18 protein-coding genes and 1 pseudogene are annotated in these 21324 nt (G+C 64.7%); 2 read left to right on the top strand and 17 right to left on the bottom strand.

All coding sequences use genetic code 11. From position 1 onward, the window contains the following. Positions 1–268: 268 nt before the first annotated feature. From HK436_RS03875 to HK436_RS32840, 17 genes and pseudogenes are all read right to left on the bottom strand, one after another. A complete protein-coding gene (locus HK436_RS03875; RefSeq protein ID WP_206680478.1) occupies positions 269–2302 on the bottom strand; it encodes an N-6 DNA methylase in 2034 nt (677 codons plus the stop codon). A gap of 114 nt (positions 2303–2416) precedes the next feature. Next, entirely contained in the window at positions 2417–2848 is a 432-nt protein-coding gene (locus tag HK436_RS03870; protein ID WP_194248440.1) for a hypothetical protein, read from the bottom strand. 243 nt (positions 2849–3091) lie between these two features. Beyond that, positions 3092–3340, bottom strand: a complete 249-nt coding sequence (locus tag HK436_RS03865) for a DUF2274 domain-containing protein (RefSeq protein ID WP_173187467.1) — start codon at positions 3338–3340, stop codon at positions 3092–3094. Continuing rightward, the gene (locus HK436_RS03860) at positions 3337–4563 is read right to left on the bottom strand and encodes a TraB/TrbI/VirB10 family type IV secretion system protein (RefSeq protein WP_173187465.1); all 1227 of its coding nucleotides are present in this window, start codon (positions 4561–4563) and stop codon (positions 3337–3339) included. The genes HK436_RS03865 and HK436_RS03860 overlap by 4 nt, the downstream gene beginning before the upstream one ends. Beyond that, entirely contained in the window at positions 4560–5600 is a 1041-nt protein-coding gene (trbG, locus tag HK436_RS03855) for a P-type conjugative transfer protein TrbG (RefSeq protein WP_173187463.1), read from the bottom strand. The genes HK436_RS03860 and trbG overlap by 4 nt, the downstream gene beginning before the upstream one ends. Further along, positions 5597–6286 (bottom strand): conjugal transfer protein TrbF, encoded by a 690-nt coding sequence (gene trbF, locus HK436_RS03850; protein ID WP_173187461.1) that lies wholly within the window; start codon positions 6284–6286, stop codon positions 5597–5599. Before trbF ends, trbG begins: the two co-directional genes overlap by 4 nt. Further along, the gene (gene trbL / locus HK436_RS03845) at positions 6283–7656 is read right to left on the bottom strand and encodes a P-type conjugative transfer protein TrbL (protein WP_173187459.1); all 1374 of its coding nucleotides are present in this window, start codon (positions 7654–7656) and stop codon (positions 6283–6285) included. Before trbL ends, trbF begins: the two co-directional genes overlap by 4 nt. Further along, positions 7653–7922: a putative entry exclusion protein TrbK-alt gene (gene trbK-alt, locus HK436_RS03840; protein WP_173187457.1), complete on the bottom strand. Its 270-nt coding sequence runs from the start codon at positions 7920–7922 to the stop codon at positions 7653–7655. The genes trbL and trbK-alt overlap by 4 nt, the downstream gene beginning before the upstream one ends. A gap of 13 nt (positions 7923–7935) precedes the next feature. Further along, the gene (gene trbJ / locus HK436_RS03835) at positions 7936–8712 is read right to left on the bottom strand and encodes a P-type conjugative transfer protein TrbJ (RefSeq protein ID WP_173187455.1); all 777 of its coding nucleotides are present in this window, start codon (positions 8710–8712) and stop codon (positions 7936–7938) included. A 2-nt stretch (positions 8713–8714) separates the two neighbouring features. Then, positions 8715–11247 (bottom strand): annotated as a pseudogene (gene trbE / locus HK436_RS03830) (conjugal transfer protein TrbE). Between the two features lie 14 nt (positions 11248–11261). Continuing rightward, entirely contained in the window at positions 11262–11525 is a 264-nt protein-coding gene (locus HK436_RS03825) for a VirB3 family type IV secretion system protein (protein ID WP_173189914.1), read from the bottom strand. 14 nt (positions 11526–11539) lie between these two features. Next, the gene (locus HK436_RS03820; RefSeq protein WP_206680510.1) at positions 11540–11845 is read right to left on the bottom strand and encodes a TrbC/VirB2 family type IV secretion system protein; all 306 of its coding nucleotides are present in this window, start codon (positions 11843–11845) and stop codon (positions 11540–11542) included. A gap of 56 nt (positions 11846–11901) precedes the next feature. Beyond that, on the bottom strand, positions 11902–12900 hold the full coding sequence (gene trbB / locus HK436_RS03815) for a P-type conjugative transfer ATPase TrbB (RefSeq protein WP_376769123.1): 999 nt from the start codon (positions 12898–12900) through the stop codon (positions 11902–11904). Positions 12901–13089: 189 nt separating this feature from the next. Further along, positions 13090–13980, bottom strand: a complete 891-nt coding sequence (locus HK436_RS03810) for a LysR family transcriptional regulator (RefSeq protein WP_173187449.1) — start codon at positions 13978–13980, stop codon at positions 13090–13092. Between the two features lie 289 nt (positions 13981–14269). Further along, positions 14270–16261 (bottom strand): heme lyase CcmF/NrfE family subunit, encoded by a 1992-nt coding sequence (locus HK436_RS03805; RefSeq protein ID WP_194248439.1) that lies wholly within the window; start codon positions 16259–16261, stop codon positions 14270–14272. 259 nt (positions 16262–16520) lie between these two features. Continuing rightward, positions 16521–17849, bottom strand: coding sequence for an APC family permease (locus tag HK436_RS03800; RefSeq protein ID WP_173187447.1), 1329 nt, complete (start codon positions 17847–17849; stop codon positions 16521–16523). Positions 17850–18291: 442 nt separating this feature from the next. Then, on the bottom strand, positions 18292–18945 hold the full coding sequence (locus HK436_RS32840; RefSeq protein WP_312860558.1) for a M23 family metallopeptidase: 654 nt from the start codon (positions 18943–18945) through the stop codon (positions 18292–18294). A gap of 280 nt (positions 18946–19225) precedes the next feature. Between HK436_RS32840 and HK436_RS32835 the strand changes: the two genes are divergently transcribed. Beyond that, on the top strand, positions 19226–19852 hold the full coding sequence (locus tag HK436_RS32835) for a hypothetical protein (protein WP_312860485.1): 627 nt from the start codon (positions 19226–19228) through the stop codon (positions 19850–19852). 649 nt (positions 19853–20501) lie between these two features. Continuing rightward, on the top strand, positions 20502–21308 hold the full coding sequence (locus tag HK436_RS03790; protein WP_312860484.1) for a class I SAM-dependent methyltransferase: 807 nt from the start codon (positions 20502–20504) through the stop codon (positions 21306–21308). Positions 21309–21324: the final 16 nt, after the last annotated feature.

Raw genomic sequence — 21324 nt, 5'->3', positions numbered from 1 at the left:
GGGCGAGCGGAGATAGACGGCGACAAACTGGAGGAGCGCGGCGTCCGCATCCCCCTGCCGGCAATGACGCCGACGCTATGGGTGAACGTGGCAGGCTTGTCGTAGTAGACAGCTCTTATATTCTGCTCCTCTTTCGAGAAACCGTCCGGGAAAAGGACGCGTGGCCCGTCGAACACCGCAAGCACAGCGTCGTTCAAGCCAACGACCGTGTCCTCGTCTTCAGGCCATTTCTTGAGAAGGTCCCCGTGAAGGATTGGAGAGCCGGCGCTCAATGCGGCGATCGGTACGAAGGGCGTGTCGCGCAGCGGGCGGCGCTGACCGCCTCGCGGCTTTTGTCGTGCAGATGGATGCCCTTGCGGTAGACCCATCGGCGAAACTCGCGGGGACCTTTCCAGAAGTCCGCGAAGGTTCCACGAGCCGAAAGCCGCGTCCATAGCGCGAGGTCGTTTGCATCGCCCCACATCATCGTGACGAGAAGCTGCGGGTCTTCGGAGACGGAACGGGTCTGGAGTCGATGCTTGTCGGCCGACTGCATGGTGAGACGTCCTAGCGCCAGGCTCATGTCGGCTTTCGGCACGCAGTATTCGAATGTCTCGTCAAAAGGAATTTTGCCAGGCAGGCGTTCAGGCCGACGCTCTCCGAGAAAGACATGGCAAGTGTTTTCAGCGCTGGGGAATAGAAGGCCCTGCAGGTCGCCGAAATTGATAAGACGCGATGGCCGGTAGTCCTCAAGGAGACGCGAAACGAAATCGGAGCTCGATGGGCCAAGGAATTGGCCGATAGGCAGGATGAGGCAGACGCGCCCACCGTCTGTGAGGAAATCGCTGGCGCGAAGCACGTATGCGCCGGCGATCTGTCGCCGCACAAACGGAACTCCCGCACGCTCCGCCCAGTCGTCGGCCGACGTGCGCGTTTCCCCTTCCGGTTCGGCCCACGGCGGATTGGAAATAATCAGCGAAAAACGCCTGCCATTGAAGGCATGCTCGTCTCGGAAGAAATCTGCCCTGTCCTCTCCGTGAACGAGGTTGGTGTCGTTGAGGGGAGGCAGCTTGGCGTTCTCTTTCTCCTGGGCTTCCATGATGTCGGCCGGATCGAGACCTTCCAGCAAAGATAGGTATAGGCTGAAAGCGGTGACGCGGCAGGCCATGAAGTTGATGTCACCGCCGAATATTCGCTCCTTGAGAAGCTCTCCGCGTTCGCGGAAACCGAGCTTGCGCTGGGCGCCCGCTTCCGACAACGCAATGAGGCGACGATAGGCGGTCGTCAGCAGAATGCCCGACCCGCACGCACCATCGAAAATCGTCTCCGCGAGCGGATCGGAAGAGCTTGCGAATGCCTGATCGACAGCGAGCATCGCGAGGTGACGAGGTGTGTAATAGGCGCCTTCCTTCGCCTGCTGCTCGGGCGACAGGAATGACTCGTACAAGCCGGAAAGAAGTTCGACAGGAATAAAGCTGAAATCATAGTTCCAGAAGTCTCCCTGTCCCGTTCGCATGTCGGTGCGGCGCAGGAACCGATTGAGCAGGTCGAAGCCATTGGCGCTAAGGGCGGTCCAGGGGTCATGCCGATCATCGCCCAGGAAGTCGCCGTTGAAGTCGGACCGAAGCCGGTCGATCAGCGTCCGCATTCCGGCCCGATCGGTGCGTGCGATCAGGCCGTGCAAATCTTGGACCTCTCGGCGCTGACGATAGGTGGAACCGACAATTTCCCGGTGTTCGAGGTAGGAAAGGAAGAGCACCTGGCCCATGAGGAGTTCGGCCAAGCGCCTTGATTTCTTCTTGTCGGTTAGGCCGGCGAAGCCCTCTTCAGACAGGGCCGCTACGACGGTGGAAAGATTGGCGAGAAGCTTGCGGTCGACCCGCGCCTTCACATCGAACCAGCTTGGCGTGCGACGGGAGAGATTGGCCGAGACCACATCCAAGGCCGAGAACGGCCCGTCTGCACGAGCTTCTTGCAGCGACAGATGTTCTCCCGCATCGCGGAGTCTGCGAGCCGGCAAAGCCACGGCGCGGTCGCCCTTCACCTCGATGACCACAGTGGCGAGATTCTGGTTCCAGATGCGCTTCCGGGCCTCGTCGAGGGCCTGCGACGTCAGCGGCCCGTCATCATCGCCGACGAAGACGACGGTCGGAACGCCTTCCACATCGAACACCGCCTGGGCGCGTATCGCGCCATCGGGTTTCAGCAGTGTCCTGATCTCAAGCGCATATGGATGCGACTCAGGCACCGCCTCGTCACGGCGGTGCAGGACGGCCGGCTCGGCCGCATAGCCGAGCTTTTCCAGCCAGTCCTGTGTCGCCATTGTCGTCACCGGCGCGATCCTGACGCTTCGCCATCCGATGAGAACATATCATGAACATATGGCGAGAACCATTCCCTTAATGGCACCGGGTGGCAGGGTTGGCGGGGGCAACTTTCATGCCGAGCGCCTTTGCCGGGCCTTGGCCACCTCGTCCGTACCTGAGCCATGTTTTGGGCGGTGAAGGTTCGGGAGGGAAAAAAGCTCAAGCTGGCTGCGGCCTGAGATGGGGTCCGCAAGAGCGAAGCCGTCGCGCAAAACCTCCAGGTGTGGGTCGAGCCGAACGAGGAAAATATCATCTTGCGGGAGCGGTGAGCCATCTTCGGCGAGGGTCCACCCTTCGGCGCCGAGGGAGAGACGCTGCCCCCAAAGGCTGATGAACGACTTCCTGTGAAGCTCGCGACGGAGGCGCGCGAACGATGCCTTGTGGGCTTGCAATTCAAGCTTAAAGTGGTCGCGCAGAAGCGCCGCAATTCTCAGGATCAGCACCGTCTGCCAACTGAACTTGGCCGGGGAACCCTTTCCCTTTGGACGGACGTCAGCAGGCACCAGCGCCCGTCTGCTGGTCCATTCTCGGAGTTTTTCCGTCGAAAGCCCGGTCAGTTGTGAGGCCACAGGGGTCGTAACGAAGCGCAGATCAGTTCCTCCTTCAAGAACGGGTATGGCACCCGATCTTACACCGAAAACGGGTATCATACCCTACCTGTCGGGTAAAGGAGCTGGCGGGATTTGGGGATGTTTCGCGCCATTGCTTCACTGCTTTTCGTGTGCTCCTGGCCGCCGATAGGCGGATCACACATTCGCTCTCGATGAAGCTGAGATGTCTGCTTGCCTCTCTTTCCGAAAACCCTTGTCGGTTGCCATGAAGCGCTGGAGCATCGGCGCGACCAGCTTGGCCGGGTCGGGCGGCGTTCTATCGCCGGCAGCCCTAGCAAGGATCTCCGCATAGGCGACGAGATCGCGGTGGACGGCGGCCGGCAGCTCGACGGTGATCTTGACCGGCCGGTCGTCGGGGATGGCGGAGAGCTTCAGCTTGGTCATGACGGCTCCCTCGCCGCGCCGTAGGGCTGCATCACAAGATCGCGCTGGACGATCACACGGACCGGGAATCCGGGCCGCACGGTGAGCGTCGGCTGGATGTTGAGCTGGCGGCGGACGATCTGCTGGCCGATGTCGGAGGCGCTGTCCTGTGCGCTCTCGCGGATGGCGCGGGCGATCTCGCTCTCGTCGCCGATGGCGAGCTGCGTGCCGACGCCGAGCAGCGTCGAGAGCGCGGCAGCGCGGAAGAGCTGGCCCCAATGATAGTCGACCTGATCCTCAAGGCCGGAGAAGCCCTGCGGGTCGGTGCCTGGCAGCCGCTCCAGCACTATCGACGTGCCGTCCGGCATGACGATGCGGGACCAGACCAGCAGCACGCGCCGCTGTCCGAAGGCGACCTGGCTGTCGTACTGGCCGATCAGCCGCGCGCCCTGCGGGATCAGCAGATGCGATCCCGTCGGGCTGTCGTAGACGTGTTCCGTCACCTGTGCCGTGACCTGGCCCGGTAGATCGGAGCGGATGCCGGTGATGAGGGCGGCGGGGATGACGGCGCCGGCCTGCACGACATAGGGCGACGCCTTGTCCTGCACTCGATCGGCGCTGACCGTGCGGCGGTCGGTCTCGGCATTGACGAAGGCGAGCTTGCGGTCCTGCATATTCTGCGCGGAGCCGGGATCGAGCGGCGGCGGGTCGGCCGGAAGGGTCAGCCCGTCGAGGCCCGTTCCGCCCGGAACGGTGGCGCCCGCGATCTGCTGGCCGGTGGTGCGCTCGCCGCGGCTGTCGGTGAACAGCCTAGCGGTGCGGGCGGCCTCGATTTCCGCGAGGCGGCGCTGCTCTTCCGGATCGGCCTGCGGAGTCTGTATCGTCGGCGGTGCGACCGGCCTGCCTTGCTCCTGCGCGCGTCGGATCGGGCGGCCGAGATCGCCGGGCAGCGCCGGCCCCAGCTCGGGCACGTCCGGACGCGGCAGGCCGGTATAGTCGCGCGGCAAGTTCTGCAAGCCGTCCGCCGTCGAGCGGTTCTCGGTGCTGTAGAGCTCGGACGACTGCTGGCCGCTGCGCCGGCTCGTGTCGAGCGCCCAGACCAGCGCGCCGAGGACGGCGACGGAAGCGACACCGCCGAGGCCGATCAGCGCCTTGCGCGAGAGGCGGGTCACGCGGGGCGGTTCGGGGCGCAATCGCAGCTCGGCGCGGATGTCGCCGCCGGGAGGGGTCTGGGCGTCGGTCATCGCCCTTCTCCCCTGGCGAAGATCGCGGGACGGCGCGCCGCCGGCCTGCCGTCCGTGCGGACGATGCGGACACGGCGCTGGGCGTCCTTGTCGCCCATGCGCAGCTCGGCCGCCGCGAACAGCCGGTCGACGACGTAATAGTTCTGGTTGGCGCGGTAGTTGACCAGCTCGGAGTTGCCGGACGCGCCGATGACGAAGAGCGGCGGCATCTCGCCCTGGGCGATGCCGGACGGGAACTCGATATAGACCTTGGAGCCGTCGTCGAAGGCGCGCAGCGGCTTCCAGGGTGCTGCGTCGCCCTCGATGCGGTAGCGGAAATTGAGCTTCGAGATGTCGACGCCGGAGGCGACGGGCTGGACCTGGGCCGCCCGCGCGTTCTGGCGGCGCAGCGCGATGAGCTGGTCCTGCGGATACTGCCAGGAGACCGACGCCATGTAGGTCGAGGGCGTCGAGCGCAGCTCAAGGTGATAGGTGCGGCGGTCGGTGTTGATGACGAGGTTGGTCTGAAGATCGGGCCGCGTCGGTTTGACGAGGATATGGACCTGGCGACGATCGCCGCTGCCGCTCTCGGTGTCGCCGATGATCCAGCGCACCGTGTCGCCGGCGGCGACGGGACCGGAGCCGACGAGCTGCTCGCCATGCTGGAGCGCGATGTCAGTCACCTGGCCGGGCGCGGCATAGACCTGATAGAGCGCGCCTGCCGAATACGGATAGACCTGCACGGCGTTGATGAAGCCGTCGCGGACGGGCTGCATGCGGGCGGCCTCGTTGGCCTGGGTGATGCGCTGGCGCGGATCGGCCGGCTCGGGCTTCGCCGCCGCCCCGTCGACCGGCTTCAACTGGCCGGGAAGCGGAAGCGGCTTCGGCGTCTCGACGATGCGGACCGGACCCGGCGGATCGGCGGTCAGCACGGCGGGCGCGGCATCGTCGTAGTCGATCTCCGGCGGAATATACTTTCTGGCGCAGCCGGCGAGCGCCGTTGCAGACACCAGCACGACCAGCGGCAGCGAAGTCCTTTTCCTCAAGGCCCCCATCATGAGCCCATCTCCCTCGACCAGTTGATTGCGTTGACGTAGACGCCGAGCGGATTGGCCCGCAGGCGCTCAGTGGTGCGCGGCTGCTGGATCACCACGGTCAGGATCGCGGTCCAGCGTTCGGTTGCAGCGAGCTGCCCGTTCTCGTAGCGGCGCTCGGTCCAGGCGATGCGAAAGGAATCCGGCGAGGCACGGATGACGGACGAGATCTCGACCGCCACCTGCTGCCGGCCGACACGCGCGAACGGATCGTTCGACCTCGCGTAGTCGTTGAGCGCGATCGCGCCTCGATCGGTGGTGTATTCGTAGGCGCGCAGCCAGTTCTGCCGCACGATGATCGGATCGGCCGGGATCGAGCGGACCTGCTCGATGAAGCGGCCGAGATGCCATGCGATCTGCGGATCGGTCGGCCGGTAGTCGGCGACCGCCGATGCGACAGCCTGCGCCTCGCCGAATCGGTCGATCTGCACCACCCAGGGCACGACGGTCCCGCGCGTCGACTGCCAGACGAGCGCGGCCGCGAAGCCGCCGGCGAGCAGCAGCGAGCCGAAGGCTATGAGCCGCCAGTTCTTCGCCTGCGCGCGGGCCGAGCCGAGCCGCTCGTCCCAGACCTGTGCGGCCTTCTGGTATGGGGTTTCCGGTTCGGGCGTGCGTGCGTAGCGCACCGACGGTCGTTTGAAGAGGTTCATCTGCGGTCGTCCTGATTGAGGGAGACGTTCATGGAGCCGCCGCCGGAATCGCCTGAGCGGACGGCATGCGCGGCTGCGGTTGCGCCGTGGCTCATGGTCTGGCCGCGCTTCATGCGGGCGGCCCAGGCCGGTTGCCCGGATTCGGTTGAGGACGCGGCGGCGGCGCTGCCCGCCCCGGCCGCCATGCCGGCGACGGGCGATTGGCCGCCGGTAGCTGTCCATGCGCCGGCCTGTCCGGAGCGGAAGCTGGACTGCATGGCATCGGCCGCGCGCGACATGGCCTGACGGGCGGGTTGAGCGGCGGCGCCAGCGCCGGCCTTGGCGACGCCGCCGAGACCGGCGGCGACGGCGCCCATGCCCGTCTGGCCGGAGGTGGAAGCCGCAAGGCCGTAGGCGGCCGACGTGCTGCCGGCGAGATGCGCGCCGCCACGCGCTGCGGCGGCCGACATGCGCCCGCCGGCTCCGATCGCCGCAGCACCGCCACCGGCCGCGGCGCGCGCGCCCATGTAGCCTGCCGCTCCCATTCCGGCCACGGCCAGGCCGGTTCCCACCGCCGCGCCGGCGCCGAGCTGCGGCGCTCCGGAGACGAGGCCGGTGGCGATGCCGGGACCGAATATGGACAGGCCCATCAGCGCGAGCGCGCCGAGCGCCAGCGACATGGCGTCGGTGATGGTGGGCTCTGGCGGGAAGCCGGAGGTGAACTCTCCGAACAGGCCGGAGCCGATCCCGACGATCACGGCCAGGACGAGGATTTTGACGCCGGAAGCAACGATATTGCCGAGCACCTTTTCGGCGAGGAAGGCAGTCTTGCCGAACAGCGCGAACGGGATCAGCACGAAGCCGGCGAGCGTCGTCAGCTTGAACTCGATCAGCGTGACGAAGATCTGGATCGCCAGCACGAAGAAGGCGATCAGCACGATCGCCCAGGCTGTCATGAGCACGACGATCTGGACGAGGTTCTCGAAGAAGGACAGATAGCCCATGAGGTCGCCGGCGGCCTCGAGGATCGGATTGCCGGCGTCGATACCGACCTGGGCGACGCGGCCGGGCTGGAGAAGCTCGGAACCGGAAAGCGATCCGCCGCCGGCCTGAAGGCCGAGGCCGGAGAAGCTCTCGAAGACGATGTTGGCGAGCCAGTTGAAGTTGCCGATGATGAAGGCGAAGAAGCCGATATAGAGGGTCTTCTTCACGAGCCGCTGAAGCACGTCCTCATCCGCGCCCCAGGCCCAGAACAGCCCGGCAAGGGTGATGTCGATCACGATCAGCGTGGTGGTCAGGAAGGCGATCTCGCCGCCGAGCAGGCCGAAACCGGAGTCGATGTAGCTGGTGAAGACGCTGAGGAAGCGGTCGATGACGCCGACGTCGTTCATGGCTGCGCGCTCTCAGGCGGTGCGCCGAGGAAGCGGCGGCGTTTCTCCGCCCATGCCTTCAGGCAGGCGGCATCGTCGGCGGCCGCCATGCCGAGGTCGCGGCAGCGTACCAGCTCGGTATTGGCGGGCTCGCCGCCCGGATCACGGAGGCGGGTGGCGGGGGCGTTGTCCTCCGAGCCTGCCTCGCGCAGCGCAGCGACGGCAGCAATCATGGCTGCGCCGATAGCGAGGACGGCGATCATCCGGGCGGCGATCTTCAGGTCCATCGCGTGCGTGTCCTCAGTCGTTGAACATGCGCACGGTGGACGGGCTGTAGTCGCTGCCGGACATGAAGCGGCCGAACTGCTCGCGGGCCTGCTCCTGCGCGGCCGCGCGACGGGACTGCTCCAGTGCTTCGGCGCGTCCCTGCGCGGCCAGCATGGCGGTCAGGTCCGCGATCTGGCTCGCCTGCACGGCGAGCAGCTCGTTGCCGGCCTGGGTCGCCTGAAGGATGCCGACCGCCGACTGGCTGGCGCCGACCAGCGAGCGGGTCTGTGCCTGCGTGCCGTCGATATTGCCCACGGCGGTCGCGCCGGCCTTCAGCGAATGCTCGTAGGCCGAAAGAGACTGCTGCCAGCGCTCGCGGGCAGCGGCGACAAGCTGCTCGCCGGTCTTGTCGCCGGCGAAGTCGCGATAGGTCGAGGTGAACTGGCTCTCGATGTCCTGCACGCTGTAGGCGAGCCGCTCGGCCTGGCCGAGCAGGTTCTTCATCTCCGAGAAATTGCCCTCGATCTCGGAGATCATGGAGGTGGGCAGGCTGGTGAGATTCCGCGCCTGGTTGAGCAACATCTGCGCCTCGTTGGCGAGCGACGTCACCTGATTGTTGATCTGCTCCAGGGCGCGGGCGGCCGAGAGAAGGTTCTGGCTGTAGTTGGTCGGGTCGTAGACGATGCGGCCGCCGAAGAACTGCGCGTGGGCGGGCACGGTGACGGCGAGGATGGCGGGCGCGGCGAGCGACAGCGCCAGTGCGCCGGCGAGCGCGTGGCGAAGGCGGACGTTTCGAGGGGTGTGGGGCATGGTCAAACCTCCTGTTCGGCTGACGGGTGGACGGGATCGGGATCGTCGCTCGCGACGGGCAGCTCCGGGGCCGCCGGAAGTTCCGGGGTGGCGGGGGCGGATCGGTCGATGACGTTGGAAAGCTCGGGGACGAGTTCGGCAGCCCAGGCGAGGCCGTTGGCGTGAAGCCAGGCTTCGAGGAAGTAGGCCCGCGATCCGTCGCGCAACAGCTCGTCGATCAGGGCGTGGGCGGCCTTGTCGGACGAGGCGCAGAGCGCCAGTGCGATGTGTCCCAGGCCAAGCTCGAACAGGCGGTTGCCGCGCCGGGACTGGCAGTAGTAGTCGCGCTTCGGCGTGGCGCGGGCGAGAATCTCGATCTGGCGGTCATTGAGGCCGAACTGGCGATAGAAGGCGGCGATCTGCGGCTCGATCGCCCGCTCGTTGGCGGGAAGATGCGGGTCGGGCAGCTCTCGACCAGCACCGGCGCGATGGGCGACGCCTCGATGTCGGCCAGCGACTGCGAGGAGAAGACGACGCTGACATTCTTCTTCCTGAGCGTCTTCAGCCATTCCTTGATCTTGTCGGCAAAGCCGCCATCGTCGAGCGCGCGCCAGCCCTCGTCGATGATGAGCAGGCTCGGCCGTCCGTCGAAACGCGCCTCGATCCGGTGGAACAGGTAGGAGAGCACGGCGGGCGCAGCCCTGGTGCCGACCAGCCCCTCGGTCTCGAACGCCTGCACCTCTGCCGCGCCGAGATATTCGTGCTCGGCGTCTAGCAGCCGGCCGTGCGCGCCGCCGATGCAGTATGGTCGCAACGCCTGCTTCAGCGCGGTGGATTGCAGCAGCACTGTCAGGCCGGTGATGGTGCGTTCCTCAAGCGGCGCGGAGGCGAGCGAGGTCAGCGCCGTCCAGATGTGCTCCTTCACCTCCGGCGTGATGGCGACGCCTTCGCGCGCGAGGATGTCGACCAGCCAGTCGGCGGCCCATGCCCGTTCCGGCGTATGCTGGATGTGGGCGAGCGGCTGGAGCGAGACCGAGGAGGACTCCGCGTCGTCGGAGAAAGAGCCGCCGAGGTCTTGCCAGTCACCATCCATCGCCAGCGTCGCCGCCCTGATGCTGCCGCCGAAGTCGAACACGAAGACCTGGCTGCCGGAATAGCGGCGGAACTGGAGCGCCATCAGCGCCAGCAGCACCGACTTGCCCGCGCCGGTCGGGCCGACCAGCATCAGGTGGCCGACGTCACCGACATGGAGCGCGAAGCGGAACGGGGTCGCGCCTTCGGTCTTGGCGTAGAACAGCGGCGGTGCGTCGAAATGCTCGTCCGTTGCCGGCCCGGCCCAGACCGCCGAGAGCGGCATCATGTGCGCGAGGTTGAGCGTCGAGATCGGCGGCTGGCGGACATTGGCGTAGACCTGGCCGGGAATGGAGCCCAGCCACGCCTCGATCGCATTGACGCCCTCGACGATGCAGGTGAAGTCCCGGGACTGAATCACCTTTTCGGCCAGCCGCAGCTTCTCGTCGGCAATGCGCGGATCGGCGTCCCACACCGTCACCGTGGCGGTGACATATGCCTCCCCGACCTGATCGGAGCCGAGATCCTGAAGTGCTGCATCGGCGTCGGCCGCCTTGTTGGCGGCGTCAGTGTCCATCAGCACCGACGCCTCGTTGGTCATCACCTCCTTGACGATCGCCGCGATCGACTTGCGCTTGGCGAACCATTGGCGACGGATGCGCGTGACCAGCCGCGTCGCGTCGGTCTTGTCGAGCATGATGGCGCGCGTCGACCAGCGATAGAGGAAGGCGAGCCGGTTGAGGTCGTCGAGGATTCCGGGAACGTCGTGGTCGGGAAACCGATCACGGTCAGGGTGCGCAGATGGAAGCCGCCCAGGCGCGGCTCCAGCCCGCCGGCGAGCGGCTGGTCGGCGAGCAGCGCGTCGAGGTGCATCGGCGTCTCCGGCACGCGGACGCGATGGCGCGAGACGGAAATGGTCGAATGCAGGTAGGTCAGCGTCTCAGCGTCGTCGAGCCAGTCGGCCTCTGGGACAAAACCCTCGACCAGATTGAGCACGCGGTCGGTGCGGTCGATGAAGCCTTTGAGCAACTCCCACGGATCGACGCCGCTGCGCTCTCGGCCCTCATAGAGCCAGGATTCCATCCGCGAGGCTTCCTCGGCCGGCGGCAACCAGACGAAGGTGAGGAAGTAGCTCGACTCGAACAGGACGCCGCTATCCTCGAACTGCTCGCGGCGCTCCACATCGACCAGAGCGGATGCGCTGTCGGGAAACAGGCTCTCGGGATAGTCGGTGGCAGGGTTGCGCTGCGCCTCGACGAAGATCGCCCAGCCTGAGCCGAGCCGACGCAGCGCATTGTTCAGGCGCGCGGTCGTGCCGACCAGCTCGGCCGGGGTGGCGCTGTCGAGATCGGGACCGCGGAAACGCGCGGTACGCTGAAAGCTGCCATCCTTGTTGAGAACGACGCCGGGCGCGACCAGCGCGGCCCAGGGCAGAAAGTCGGCAAGGCTGGCGGAACGCTTGCGGTATTCGGCGAGGTTCATCATGACGGCAGCGTCCTCTAGAGGCCGAGATGGGTCGGGTAGCGGAGGTGCCGGCGCACCACGTCGACGAACTGCGCGTCGCGCTTCGCCGCCCACACGGCTGCGAAGTGACCGATGGCCCAGATGACGAGGCCGGCGAGCCAGAGCCGCAGGCCGAGGCCGACCGCGCCGGCCAGCGTGCCGTTGGCGATGGCGACGGCGCGTGGTGCGCCGCCGAGCAGGATCGGCTCGGTCAGCGCCCGATGGACCGGCGCGAAGAAGCCGCGAACGTCCTCATCCATCAGCGATCCGGGCATCACGCCAGCGCCCCGCCGCCGAAGGAGAAGAAGGACAGGAAGAAGGAACTGGCCGCGAAGGCGATCGACAGGCCGAACACGATCTGCACCAGACGCCGGAAGCCGCCGGCCGTATCGCCGAAGGCCAAGGTCAGGCCGGTGACGATGATGATGATTACGGCGACGATCTTGGCGACCGGCCCCTCGATGGATTCGAGGATCTGCTGAAGCGGTTCCTCCCAGGGCATCGAGGAACCGGCGGCCCAAGCGGGCGCGGTGTAGAGCAATCCGGCGGCGGTGATACCCGCCGTGCCGAGGCTGTTCATAAATGCGCCGGAAAGCAGCCGGCTGCGTAGGCTGCGAAAAGTATCGGGCTTTGTCGTCATACGGAGTCTCCTTGTGTGGGGCTGGAGGATTCGAGTCTTGCGTTGAGGGTGCGGTAGTCGCCGGTCGCGGGATCGAGCCCTTCGACCAGCGCGATTTCGGCGAGGCGTCTTGCGGAGCCGCGGCCGGAGAGCACGGCGATGACATCGACCGTCTCGGCGATGAGTGCGCGCGGGACCGTGACGACAGCCTCCTGCACAAGCTGCTCGAGCCGGCGCAGTGCACCGATCGCGGTGTTAGCGTGGATAGTGCCGATTCCGCCGGGATGGCCGGTGCCCCACGCCTTGAGAAGATCGAGCGCCTCGGCGCCGCGCACCTCGCCGACCGGGATGCGGTCAGGCCGCAGCCGCAGCGACGACTTCACGAGGTCGGACAGCGAGGCCACGCCATCCTTGGTGCGCAGCGCGACCAGATTGGGCGCGGCGCATTGCAGCTCGCGCGTATCCTCGATCAGCACGACGCGGTCGTCGGTCTTCGCGACTTCGGCCAGGAGCGCGTTGGTGAGCGTGGTCTTCCCGGTCGAGGTGCCGCCGGCGACCAGCACGTTCTTGCGCTTCTCGACCGCGAGCCGCAGCACCTCGGCCTGGGTGTCGGTCATGATGCCGGCGATCACGTAGTCGGCCAGCGTAAACACGGCGACGGCCGGCTTGCGGATCGCGAAGGCCGGCGCGGTGGCAACGGGAGGAAGCAATCCCTCGAACCGCTCGCCGGTCTCGGGCAACTCGGCCGAGACGCGCGGGCTGCCGGGATGAACCTCGGCACCGACATGGTGCGCAACAAGGCGGACGATGCGCTCGCCATCGGCGGGTATCAGCACATCGCCGGTGGCGACGAGGCCCTCGCGCAGCCGATCGACCCAGATGCGGCCATCGGGGTTCAGCATCACCTCGACGACGGAAGGGTCTTCGAGATAGCGGGCGATGGCCGGGCCGAGCGCCGTGCGCAGCATGCGCGCGCTCCGCGATAGACCTTCGTTTTGATGACGATGTGCCGGCATTCGTCCCCGCTTCCGGCCATCCGCAAGACGATCGGATGGCGACGGGGACAATCAAGAAAGGCACAAATTACGGGCGGGCAACCAGATTATTCGCGGTTTCGTAGGCGCTCGTAGAGCATCGAAAAATACTTGAATCTTGCGGCGGCAAATCCGGGCTCGCGAGCACCGGAAATGCCATTCCGGACCGAATCACGCTCTCGGCTTTACGGTGTCGAGGAAGGTCTTCAGCGCCGGATTGGCGTTGTTTGGCTTCCAGCAGGCGATATAGCCAAGGCGGGTCGCGCCGTTGCCGTCGTGCAGCGGCCGGAAGACGACGCCGAGGCAGGATAGGCCGACAGCGGATTCGCATTGCAAGGCGATGCCTTGGCCGTCCGCGACTTCGCTGAGGAGGCTTTCGCGGCTGAGACGCCGGGTCACGATCTCGGGGTGGTCGGAGGGCGCGGCAAGGTGGCGAAGCAGCACGACACGGATGTCCGGGCCGGGGTCGTGGTGCGTGATGATGAAGCGCTCGCGCTTCAGCTCCGGCCAGTAGATCACCGGCTTCTCGGCCAACGGATGGTCTTCCGGCAGGGCGACAACTAGCTGATCCGACCACAGCGCCACGGACTCCATCGCTTCGCACTTGCCGGCATCGCCGAGGATGATGGCGGTGTCGATCGCGCCCGAAAGCACGGCGGCCGAAAGCTCGACGAAAGGCGACTCGACCAGCTCGACCTCGATCTCGGGGTGCTGGCGACGGAAGTCGCGGAGCGCGGCGCGGAAGCCTCCGGTGGAAAGCGACTTATAGAACCCCACGACGACGCGACCGGCTTTGCCGGCCGCGCTCGCTTTCATTCGTTCCCGCAGCCGCTCGACGTCTTCGAGAATGCGGCGCGCCGCGACGATGAACTCCTCGCCGGCCGGGGTCAGCCGCGCGCCAGCCGTGGAGCGGTCGAACAGCGCGACACCGCCAAGTCCTTGCTCAAGTTCCTTGATCCTCTTGCTGACTATGGGCTGTTGGACGTTGAGTTCTTGCGCGGCCGCGCTGAAGCTGCCATTGCGGGCGCTTGCGACAATGTAGCGAAGGTGGCGCACTTCCACCGATTTTCCTCCAAGGTCTGATGGGAGCTAGTCTTGCGAAAGCGTGCTCAGTGCGGAAGGTGATTTGTAGAGATAAAACCTCAGGCCCCTTTAGGTTCAAGGCTTCAAAGTTATGTTGACGCAGAAAGTAAAGGACTCACTCCGGCGGTTCGGCGGCCCGATTCCCACAGCCTTGACGGGACTGCTGGAGAGGCGTTATCGAAGATGCGCTGCGAGCCACTTTCAGGTTGGATAGCTTGGCCAGTTGCTTTCAAACTTGGTGCCTGGCTCGCTACAGGACTGTGGCGAGTCATTCCGCTGGCACGTCCGATCTGACAAGTGCCGTCCCTTTCCGATACGGCGCGCCTACCCGAAACCGACGATCGAACAGCGATATTGCGCCACCAGCCATCATCGCAACACCGCCGAGCCAGAGCAGCAGCACCATCGGCTTCCACCACACGCGCACCACCAAGCCGCCGTCGGGCGTGGGATCGCCCAGCGAAACGTAGAGCTGGCTGAAGCCGCGCGTGGCGATGCCCGCCTCCGTGGTCGGCATCTGGCGGGCCGTGTAAAGCCGTTTGGACGAGACGATCTCGCCGCGCTGGCGGCCCGCGCTGTCGAGATAGACGAAGCGGCCTTGCTCCTCGGTAAAGTTCGCGCCGCGATGCGGCGCGATACCGTCGAAACGCAACGTGTATCCGGCTATCGGCAGCGTGTCGCCGGGGCGCATCACGACGATTCGCTCAATCTCGAGCGAGGTAACGGCGGCAATGCCAAGTACCGTCACGCCCAACCCGAGATGCGCCGCAGCGGTACCGAACACCGAGCGCGGAAGCCCCTTGAACCGCCGCCAAGCTACTGCCGCGCCCACGCTGCCGATGCCTGCCTTCAGCGCAAGATCAGTCAGCGCACCCAGCATCAGCCAGACTGCAAGTCCGACGCCGAAAGCGGCGAGCGCCCCTTTGCCTTCCACGAAGAAGTACACCACCAGCGCCGTCAGCAGTGCGGTGCCGAAGGCGGCGAACAGGCGCTGGGCGACGGCGTAGAGATCGCCGCGCTTCCAGGCGAGCAGCGGCCCGAATGGCACGGCCAGCAGCAGCGGGATCATGAGTGGAATGAAGGTGAGGTTGAAGAAGGGCGCGCCGACCGAGATCTTGTCGCCCGTCACGGCCTCGACCATCAGCGGATAGAGCGTGCCGATCAGCACAGTGGCGGCAGCCGTGGTCAGGAACAGGTTGTTCAACACCAGCGCGCCCTCGCGAGAGACGGGATGGAACAGCCCGCCCTGGGTCAGCGCCGAGGCGCGCGCGGCGAACAGCGCCAGCGAGCCGCCGATGAACAGGATGAGGATGATCAGGATGAACAGGCCGCGCGCCGGATCGGTGGCGAAGGCGTGCACGGAGGTCAAGACGCCCGAGCGCACCAGGAAGGTGCCGAGCAGCGACAGCGAGAAGGTCAGGATTGCGAGCAGCAGCGTCCAGATCTTCAGCGCCGAGCGCTTCTCCATGACGATCGCGGAATGCAGCAGCGCGGTGCCCGAAAGCCAGGGCAGAAAGGAGGCGTTCTCGACCGGGTCCCAGAACCACCAGCCGCCCCAGCCCAGCTCGTAGTAGGCCCAGTAGGAGCCCATGGCGATACCGCCGGTCAGGAACAACCAGGCAACAAGCGTCCACGGCCGTACCCAACGCGCCCATGCGGCATCGATCCGGCCCTCGATCAGCGCCGCCACCGCGAAGGAGAAACACACCGAGAAGCCGACATAGCCGAGATAGAGCAACGGCGGATGGATGGCGAGGCCGATGTCCTGAAGGATCGGATTCAGGTCGCGACCCTCGATCGGCGCGGGGTTGATCCGGGCGAACGGGTTCGATGTGGCGAGAATGAACAGGAGGAAGGCGGCGCCCACCAGCCCCTGCACAGCCAGCACATTCGTGCGCAGGCTGGCCGGAAGATTGTCGCTGAACCAGGCAACAAGTGCGCCGAAGAAGGCCAGGATCAGGACCCAGAGCAGCATGGAGCCCTCGTGGTTTCCCCAAACTCCGGTGATCTTGAAAAGCATTGGCTTTAGCGAATGCGAATTCTCCCAGACATTTTGAACCGAGAAGTCGGAAGTCACATAAGCTGTAGTCAGTGCAGCGAACGACAGCGCGACGAAGCCGAAAACCGCCACCGAAGCCGGCCTGGCAACCGCCATTAGGCGATCGTCGCTAAGTCGCGTGCCGAGCCACGGGAGGAAGAACTGGACCGTGGCCAGCACACATGCCAGCACGAGCGCGAAATGTCCCAACTCAACAATCATGGCGATGTCCCGAGCAGCCTCTGAGGGCGATACGGTTGGAGATTGCGCGCGCAAGCCGTCTCGCCGCGACGGGGCTAACCGTACGTATGATCACCGGGAACGCGAAAGCCGACTCCCTTCTCCGATCAAGAAAAAATGCCCGGGACTGGCGCAGCAAACCGATGCCGCCGCCCCGATCAAGCCCATTTTGCAACCTCTAGCAGGATGAGGTGCAAGAGCCCGACCACGTTGCCAAGTTCCCGGAACCGGCCCCGGCGCTCTAGCGTTCACCGCCACTCGCCCGCGTTGTCGCGCCTGCCCGCCGTCGGATAAACACGTATGGCACCGCGCCAAGTACGAACACGCCGGCGAATGTCAGATAGACGGCCCACTCGTATTGAGTGGCCAGCAAGAGTGAGGTCACCACTCCCAGGACCGCAGTCGGCGGCACGTTTGCGATCGATGGCAGCCGGAAAGGCCGCTCGAGGTCGGGCTGTGTAAACCTCAGGACGATCACGGCCGTATTGATCGCGGCGAAGACAAGTGTCACTCCCAGCGAGGACAGGCTTGCGACAAACGCGATTTCCCCGACGGCCACGAAGGCGCAGGCGATCACGAGATAGATAAGCGCGGCGATCCACGGGCTTCGACTGAAGCGCAAGGTTCTGGATAATGAACTCGGAAGATCGCCGTCGCGGGCCATGCCGAAAAGGAGCCTGCTCCCCGACAGCGAGGAACTGACGACAGCGTTCGCGGTAGCGATGAGGGCAGCAGCGATGATGATCATGCCGAAAGATCCGCCCAGTTGCTCGGCCGCGTCGGCGAGCGGAGATTGAGAACCTGCAAGACTGTCAGCACTCATCAGGCTCAGGACGCCGAAAATCACGGCCATGTAGACCACAGTGGTGATGCCCAGCGCGATCATGAAGGCGCGCCACAAATCGCGGTCGGGACGCTTGGCCTCTTCAGAGAGGGAGGCCATGTGCTCGTAGCCGGAATATATGAAGAACAGGATAGCAGCACCCTGAAGGATGCCGGCGGGATTGTCGGGCCAGACCGCGATGTCCTGCAAGCTACTGCTGCCGGATGGTATGGCGAACAATGCAAAGCCCACGAGACAGGAGACCTGGAGCACGGTCAGGGCCGCGCTGACGAAAGCCGCCTTGCCGATCCCGGCAATATTGATCAGCGTGGCGACGCCCATGAGCGCAATGGCAACGACGACGGGCGCAAACGGAAGGAGTGTCTGCGCGTAATTACCGAAAGTGAGTGCCACCGTTGCCAGGGTGGCGGCGCCATGAACGGCGATGAACAGCCCGATCATGAACGCCAGAGCCGGAAACGATGGAAACGTCTTACGCAGGAAGTTGTGTTCCGCACCAGCACCTGGAAGCGCCGAGGCGATTTCAGCGTAGGACAGGCCCGAAAATGCTGATATCACTGCGGCGAGCAGGAAACTCAGCCATATGCCGTCGCCCGCGGCGCCGGCTGCGGGCGCAATGACAGAATAGATCCCCGCGCCGATGATCGTACCGACGCCATAGAGCGACAGCCTTACGACACCAAGCGACTTGGCCAGCGCCGGATGCTCGTTTCTGCTGCCCGTCATCTTTCCTAGCGTCCATGTCTCGGTTGGATATCGCGCCGTTCATTCGCTTCCAACGAAACGGTCAGCAGATGTCTAGAACCTCACCCAGCTAGAGGTTCAACCGAAAAAGACAGGCGCCGATGGATCGGGTTGCCTAAGACATCGCGCGTGGATCGTGGTGACGAAGGCGCTTCAGTGGCAATTTTTCGCCGACGCCTTCTTTCACCTTTCCACCCGGGTAGTGTTCGCGGAACGCTCACCTGGAGCCGTCGGCGGTGCTGCCCTCGCAAATTCCGACGAGACGCTTCTCATGGATCTTCGGTGGACGGCAAGCGAGTAAGTGAAGATCACGCTAGCCCTCGCGGTCGGAATGATGGTCGCCGCCGTAATGATTGACTTGTTGTTCGTGTGATTCTTCGGTCGGAGCGGTATCCACTCCAGTTCCCTACAATGCTTTCGGCCGCTAGACAGGCGCACGTAGGGTAGCCGTTGAGCGTGCTTGCTCCAGAAGCAGAGCTCCATCGATGCGCGCTCGCTCGGCCAGGAAGGCCTGCAACTCATCTCCTGTGAGCGTTCGCTCGGCCGGCAAACGCACTCGCATCGGATCCACCTTGGAGCCGTTGACGATCAGTTCGTAGTGAAGGTGGTTGCCTGTCGAAAGGCCCGTTGAGCCTACGTAGCCGATAATCTGGCCTTGCCGGATCCGCGCGCCCGGGACCACTCCATCTGCAATCCTGCTCTGGTGATTGAACGTGGTCTGATAGCCGTTTGCGTGGCTGATAATGGTCTGACGGCCATAGCCGCCACTCCAGCCCGCCTGTTCGACGACGCCGTCGCCGGAAGCGATTATCGGCGTGCCTCGGGGGCCGCCCAATCGACTCCGGTATGAGCGCGGGCGTAGCCGAGTATCGGGTGGCGTCGATTGCCGAAGCCAGATGTGAATCTCCCGTTCGGAATCGGATTCCGGAGGAGAAACTGTCGCGCACTGCGGCCACCCTCGTCGAAATAGCCGATAGTGCCGTCCTGCATCTGGAAGCGATAGAATGCGCGCTCGGCACCGCCCACGCTGGCCCGCACGAACAGGAGTTCGGGTCTTGTGTGGCGTTATCCTCACCATCAGGCTGGGAAAAGAAGACCTCGATACGGTCGGCTTGATCGAGACCCGATTGAAGATCGACATCCGCGGCGAGCAATCGAACCAGCTGCCGGGTCATCGAACGCGTTAGCCCGTGAGAGAAAGCGGCTCGGTAAATTCCATCATAGAGGGATGGTGGATCGTCGCGGCTGTACATCGAGGGCGGGTGAGTGGTGTCGAACGCCGCCTGCACCGCGGGACTTGGCTCCGGCTCGCTTCCTGGCACATACTGCAGCCTGTCGTTGAGCCCGACCGTGGACACATGCCGGTCTGTATCGTAAACGCTCGCTCGCACGATGCGGCTTTCCCCGCGACGCGCCTCGATACCGAGCCGCAGAACACTGCCGGCCCTCAGCACCGGCGTCCCCAGCATGGTGGAAAGCGCCGTCGCCATTCCATCTGCATCAGCGCTCGCATAGCCTGCCCGCTCCAGCGCTTCCCTAATCTCGCCTTCGGCATGGAAGGGGATGACGTCCTCGGCATAGTCGATAATGGGATCGTCCATTTTCCCCCGGTTAGCCACCGACGCATTCTCCGCTACAATCCTAATGCCGGTAGGCCCATCCGTGCCATTTGTGGGCTGCAGATCGCCGAAACGCTCAGGGTCGACGAAATGGAGAGCCGCCACCCGCACATCGCCATCTGTGAGGATTGCGCCAAGATTCCGTACCACGAACTCAACCTCATCGGCCGACAGTGCATTGCTCGGGTCGAAGGACTCGGTATCAAGGGGAAAATCGATCGTCCGCAAACGGACTATGTTTTCGATGCTGGCACCATAAAGAATGCCTGTGCTCGAGGTGAACTGATTTGCCCCTTCCTCGGCGAAAATTTCGAGGCCGTCGAAGGCAGGATATGCCCGGCTCGTCGCGTGGCCCGCGGCAAGTGACATTCGGGCCTGCACAAACGGCACCGTGCGCAACACATCGCGGTCGCCCGACCGGGTCATTGTCGCCAGTTCCATTCGCCTGCGGTCGGTCAAGCTGGCCAGATTGCGCAGCGGCACCAATCGGCCCGCCTTGGCGCTGACCTGCCGGCCAGTAGGTCCTTCGATTGCAGCGAGGTTAAGGGTCTCAGGGGGCGTGGCCAGTACTTCGCGACCGTCAAGGGCTGCAAACAACGCCGCGCCCATCAGCACACTTGAGGTAACGCCGGTCAGAAATGTTCCCGATAGCCAACGGATCGACACTTCACGCCGGTCCGGGGGCTTCGTTCGGCCGCCGACAACCAACGGCGGTTCGTTTCCCAACGCAGCAAGAGTGTCGTCGACAGACGGCATTTGTTGTAGCTGCTATCCCTCAGGCTTTCATAAATGTCTCTCATAGCGTGAAGACCATCAGGGTCAACACGCGTATCGCCCCTGCTACGAGGAACTCCTCCACGCCGTAAAAACGTAACCAGTCCTGGAACGCCTCCGCGGAGTAGCGCCAACGGCCTCGTTCGCAGCTTGATCCGATCCGACTATGGAGAGAATTGGGCTCGAATATGACCTGGCCGGCTCAGAGGTTCCAGCCCGCGCTTCACGGATCTATTCCTCATTGGCCATGACCGTCGGGCGTGGCGAGCACCTGATCGCGATGGAAGGTCTTGAGGATCCGCGAAGCGAGGACTTGAACCTCATGCTGCTAGAGGTGGGACCATCAGCCACCTATCCAGCCGAGCGGATGATTCGCGGGGAAACCTCGAACACCTTCCCGGCTGCGAGGGACTCCACTCGGCAGCGAGATATTGAAACAATGCCCCAATCGGCCGACGCGCTAACGTTCCTGCGTGCATGGCTCACCAACCCCTTGCGCGTCGGTGCTGCCATCCCCTCGAGCCAGCACCTCGCTGCATTGATCACCAGGCATGTTCACCCAGGGATTGGGCCGGTGATCGAACTCGGGCCTGGCACCGGGGTGTTCACGGAGGCGTTGATCCGCCGAGGCGTGCGGCAGCAGGATCTAACCTTGGTTGAGCTGGGAGACGAATTTGGTGACATGCTTGCGCGGCGCTACCCCCAGGCGACTATCGTGCGCGCCGACGCTGCGCGTCTATCAATGAGAAATCTCCCCCAGCCAAAGCTCTATGGAGCGGCCATCAGCGGACTGCCGCTGCTGGCAATGCCGGCTTCCAAAGTGCTGCGGATCCTTGCCGGGGCATTTTCGCTGCTGGAACCGGAAGCAGGCTTTTTCCAGTTCACCTATGGATGGAGAAACCCTGTTCCTGAAAGCGTCCTGCGACGTCTTGATCTGAAGGTTGAGATGGTCGGAACGGAGTTCCGCAACTTTCCGCCGGCTTCTGTCTATCGGATCGGTCGTCGAGCGATCCCCAGCCTGGCAGGTACGGCCGATCTGCCAAGTTGACGATTTCGACAATGCC

Origin of the sequence: Neoaquamicrobium sediminum (assembly GCF_013240295.1) — a bacterium.
Classification (GTDB): Bacteria; Pseudomonadota; Alphaproteobacteria; order Rhizobiales; family Rhizobiaceae; genus Aerobium; species Aerobium sediminum.
Note: the sequence above shows the minus strand (reverse complement) of the source record. Positions and strands in the feature narration are given on the sequence as shown.

What these genes read in the sequence shown, in the direction of transcription:
- trbF (WP_173187461.1), bottom strand. Translation starts at nt 6,286, where the DNA reads ATGAACCTCTTCAAACGACCGTCGGTGCGCTACGCACGCACGCCCGAA.
- HK436_RS03800 (WP_173187447.1), bottom strand. Translation starts at nt 17,849, where the DNA reads ATGACGGGCAGCAGAAACGAGCATCCGGCGCTGGCCAAGTCGCTTGGT.
- trbJ (WP_173187455.1), bottom strand. Translation starts at nt 8,712, where the DNA reads ATGCCCCACACCCCTCGAAACGTCCGCCTTCGCCACGCGCTCGCCGGC.
- HK436_RS32840 (WP_312860558.1), bottom strand. Translation starts at nt 18,945, where the DNA reads ATGGTGAGGATAACGCCACACAAGACCCGAACTCCTGTTCGTGCGGGC.
- HK436_RS03865 (WP_173187467.1), bottom strand. Translation starts at nt 3,340, where the DNA reads ATGACCAAGCTGAAGCTCTCCGCCATCCCCGACGACCGGCCGGTCAAG.
- HK436_RS03825 (WP_173189914.1), bottom strand. Translation starts at nt 11,525, where the DNA reads ATGGATGAGGACGTTCGCGGCTTCTTCGCGCCGGTCCATCGGGCGCTG.
- trbB (WP_376769123.1), bottom strand. Translation starts at nt 12,900, where the DNA reads ATGCCGGCACATCGTCATCAAAACGAAGGTCTATCGCGGAGCGCGCGC.
- HK436_RS03875 (WP_206680478.1), bottom strand. Translation starts at nt 2,302, where the DNA reads ATGGCGACACAGGACTGGCTGGAAAAGCTCGGCTATGCGGCCGAGCCG.
- trbL (WP_173187459.1), bottom strand. Translation starts at nt 7,656, where the DNA reads ATGAACGACGTCGGCGTCATCGACCGCTTCCTCAGCGTCTTCACCAGC.
- HK436_RS03820 (WP_206680510.1), bottom strand. Translation starts at nt 11,845, where the DNA reads ATGAACAGCCTCGGCACGGCGGGTATCACCGCCGCCGGATTGCTCTAC.
- trbG (WP_173187463.1), bottom strand. Translation starts at nt 5,600, where the DNA reads ATGATGGGGGCCTTGAGGAAAAGGACTTCGCTGCCGCTGGTCGTGCTG.
- HK436_RS03805 (WP_194248439.1), bottom strand. Translation starts at nt 16,261, where the DNA reads ATGATTGTTGAGTTGGGACATTTCGCGCTCGTGCTGGCATGTGTGCTG.
- trbK-alt (WP_173187457.1), bottom strand. Translation starts at nt 7,922, where the DNA reads ATGGACCTGAAGATCGCCGCCCGGATGATCGCCGTCCTCGCTATCGGC.
- HK436_RS03860 (WP_173187465.1), bottom strand. Translation starts at nt 4,563, where the DNA reads ATGACCGACGCCCAGACCCCTCCCGGCGGCGACATCCGCGCCGAGCTG.
- HK436_RS32835 (WP_312860485.1), top strand. Translation starts at nt 19,226, where the DNA reads ATGCCGGTCTGTATCGTAAACGCTCGCTCGCACGATGCGGCTTTCCCC.